The sequence below is a fragment of the Mycobacterium sp. genome, from assembly GCF_035653355.1.
Lineage (GTDB): Bacteria > Actinomycetota > Actinomycetes > Mycobacteriales > Mycobacteriaceae > Mycobacterium.
In genome coordinates, this window is the sequence record NZ_DASRBZ010000231.1 from 1 (window position 1) to 2,029 (window position 2,029).

Below are 2,029 nucleotides of genomic sequence, written 5' to 3' on the forward strand. Positions count from 1 at the left end.
TTCAAGACAGACGGCTGCCAGCCGTGGCAGAAGAACGACGCGGCAACCGTCGACCCCGGCAAGTCCCCGGCAGAAGTCAAAACCCAGCTCGACATCATCAGCGCTATCGTCGGCCCGCACGGCGGGCCACAACCGCCGAAGCCCTGATCAGGGCTCTACAACCGCGGACCAACTTGGAGACCGTCGAGTACGCCCCCGGCCGTCTGGTCGATCTTTTCGGCGATCCCGGACAAACCACCGTACTGATGTGGCATGGCCAGCAGACCAATGCTCGCGCTGCCATGCGCCCACTTGCTGACCTGGTTGCCCGGAACAGGCTTCATGTGGTGGTGCCTGACTGGAATTCGCACGCTGAAGACGGCGGACGTAGCGATCTGCTGCAGTCGCTGCAGTTCGCCCGAGACCGTGCCGCAGAGCCTGACCAACTCGTGCTCGTCGGCTGGTCGATGGGAGCGGTCGCAGCGGCCGCGTCGACCATTCACGCGCGAGACCTCGGTATACGGCTGGCCCACACTGTATGCCTTGCCGGCGCGTTCATGGTCCCCGACCCGATCTTCGGTAAAGACCTCGACCCCACGCTGCAAGGCAACTCCGACCGTCCGCCGTTCACCTTGCTACACGGCGTTGACGACGACGTGGTCCCGGTGGCTGCGAGCCGGGCTTTCGCCTCGCTTCTCGAGCAGCACCAGTGGCCGGTCGAGGCGGTCGAGCTTTCCGCCGACCATGGGTCTATCGCGGGCGCGACCTACGACCCGGCCGCCGATCGCTATTCGGCCGCCCAGGATCCTCGCACTTTGGCCGTCGCAACCGACGTGGCAGGCCGGATCGCGACCGCCGCTGGGCGTGCGGGCGACTCATAGAAGTGCGGCGAGAAATGCCAGCACAGCGACACACAACGCGACAATGCCGATTAGCACCAACAACGAGCCGGAGGCCGCCAACTTCTCGCCTTGGCCCGCCTCCTTGTTGATCAAGACGTTGACGGCTGTGGGAATGCGGTGAAAAAGATCTCCCCACCGCACCCGTGACGCGGCCCGCTTGACTCCCGTGGGATCGCTTTGTGTGCGGTCGTGCGGTGCCACCCCAACACCGTTGGTGAAAAGGATGAATCCGGCGGCGAATACCACGACGCCGGCCACGAGGAGCACCACCGCAACCCAGAGCATGCTGTCCTCCTCCACGTGCCGGGCGGATACTCGACTCTGCGTTGCACCGATGCGCCCTCTTTAAACGTCCCTCCTGAGGATGCGGCCTTAGCGGAGACGCCGTCCGAGTACGAAAGTTCGGCAGCGGGTACACAGCGCCGAGATCGGCGAAAGGTGACTGGCGATGCGAGTGGTCGTTGTCGGCGCGACCGGCAACATCGGTACCAGCCTCGTGGAGGTGCTTGCGTCCGATGAACAGATCGACACTATCGTCGGCATCGCCCGTCGCCGCCCGCAATGGCAGCCGCCAAAGACGACCTGGATTCAGGCGGACGTCTGCCACGACGACCTTGAGACACAGTTCCGCGGCGCTGACGCCGTCGTGCAGCTGGCCTGGATATTCCAGCCCACGCACGACGAGCTAGCGACCTGGCGCAACAACGTCCTGGGCAGCATCCGCGTCTTCGACGCCGTGGCCCGTGCCGGTGTGGGCGCGCTGGTATACGCCTCGTCGGTAGGCGCGTACTCCCCTGGGCCGCAAGACCGCCCGGTCGACGAGACCTGGCCTACTCACGCGCTCCCGACCGCGGCGTACGGGCGCGAGAAGTCGTATCTAGAGCGGGTGCTCGACACCTTCGAACGTGAGCATCCGGACATACGAGTCGTGCGACTTCGGCCCGGATTCATCTTCAAGCGCGAGTCGGCGTCCGAGCAGCGCCGCCTGTTCGCGGGTCCGCTGCTGCCCACCACGCTGGTGCGGCCGTCGCTGTTGCCCATCGTCCCGGACCTGCCCGGTCTGCGCCTACAGGCTCTGCACTCCGTCGACGCCGCGCATGCCTTCCGGCTGGCTGTCGTCCGCCCGGTACACGGTGCGTTCAACGTCG

4 protein-coding genes are annotated in these 2,029 nt (G+C 65.7%); 2 read left to right on the forward strand and 2 right to left on the reverse strand.

Annotated features, from left to right (window positions below; all coding sequences use genetic code 11):
• Positions 1-155: 155 nt before the first annotated feature.
• The gene (locus VFA16_RS23775) at positions 156-323 is read right to left on the reverse strand and encodes a hypothetical protein (protein WP_414687668.1); all 168 of its coding nucleotides are present in this window, start codon (positions 321-323) and stop codon (positions 156-158) included.
• On the opposite strand from VFA16_RS23775, the gene VFA16_RS07830 reads away from it, so the two are divergent.
• Positions 243-860, forward strand: coding sequence for an alpha/beta hydrolase (locus VFA16_RS07830; protein ID WP_414687667.1), 618 nt, complete (start codon positions 243-245; stop codon positions 858-860). The two genes, VFA16_RS23775 and VFA16_RS07830, sit on opposite strands and share 81 nt — an antisense overlap.
• Here the strand turns inward: VFA16_RS07830 and VFA16_RS07835 are convergent.
• Positions 855-1,166, reverse strand: coding sequence for a hypothetical protein (locus tag VFA16_RS07835; RefSeq protein ID WP_324967269.1), 312 nt, complete (start codon positions 1,164-1,166; stop codon positions 855-857). The genes VFA16_RS07830 and VFA16_RS07835 overlap by 6 nt on opposite strands.
• Before the next feature lie 163 nt (positions 1,167-1,329).
• On the opposite strand from VFA16_RS07835, the gene VFA16_RS07840 reads away from it, so the two are divergent.
• Positions 1,330-2,029 (forward strand): NAD-dependent epimerase/dehydratase family protein (locus VFA16_RS07840; RefSeq protein ID WP_324967270.1); only part of this gene is annotated, 700 nt, incomplete at its 3' end.

Excerpts from the sequence above, each read along its gene's own strand:
- VFA16_RS07835 (WP_324967269.1), bottom strand. The coding sequence starts at position 1,166 with ATGCTCTGGGTTGCGGTGGTGCTCCTCGTGGCCGGCGTCGTGGTATTC.
- VFA16_RS23775 (WP_414687668.1), bottom strand. The coding sequence starts at position 323 with ATGAAGCCTGTTCCGGGCAACCAGGTCAGCAAGTGGGCGCATGGCAGC.